Source organism: Cellulophaga geojensis KL-A (assembly GCF_000568425.1).
In the GTDB taxonomy this organism is placed as follows: Bacteria; Bacteroidota; Bacteroidia; order Flavobacteriales; family Flavobacteriaceae; genus Cellulophaga; species Cellulophaga lytica.
Map to the genome: position 1 here is coordinate 1 of NZ_ARZX01000108.1, position 522 is coordinate 522.

At 29.5% G+C, this 522-nt stretch carries 1 protein-coding gene; it reads left to right on the forward strand.

All coding sequences use genetic code 11. The features are described 5' to 3' along the window. Positions 1-32 precede the first annotated feature (32 nt). Positions 33-503, forward strand: coding sequence for a hypothetical protein (locus KLA_RS17775; protein ID WP_051456160.1), 471 nt, complete (start codon positions 33-35; stop codon positions 501-503). The last annotated feature ends 19 nt before the right edge of the window (positions 504-522 follow it).

Genomic DNA, 522 nt, shown 5'->3' on the forward strand with positions numbered 1-522 from the left:
CGTTAGCATTAATTTAAATAAACTCTACTAGAATGAATCAGAAGGAAGAGACTTTCGAAATCTGGAAGAAAAATACATTCACAAGAATTGATAATTGGAAAAAAACTGTCGATGTGAGTGATATGAAAATCAAACTAGACTATTCAATAAAGTCACTTTCTGAATTAGAAAAATATATCCTTTCAAAATATAGTGAAGTGGATTTAAAAAATCAAAAAAACAATCTTGTCCTTGATGCAATCGCATCGTATATCGGAGAAAGTTTTATTGGCATAATTCCTGAATCGAAATGGGGGATTTATGCTAAGGATAAGACTAACGTTTACTATGGTTTGCCTTGTGTTTTTACAAAATATAGCGGTTCTATATCAGTACACTTTCAATTAAGAAATATATTAAGAGCAAGGACAAATAAAGTACTTGAAACTCATTTAAATAAAGTACTGAAAAAAGATGAAAAATTTCGGCAGCTTGTAAATAAAAATAATGCTAACAATACCTAAACGTAATGCGGACTTTAGG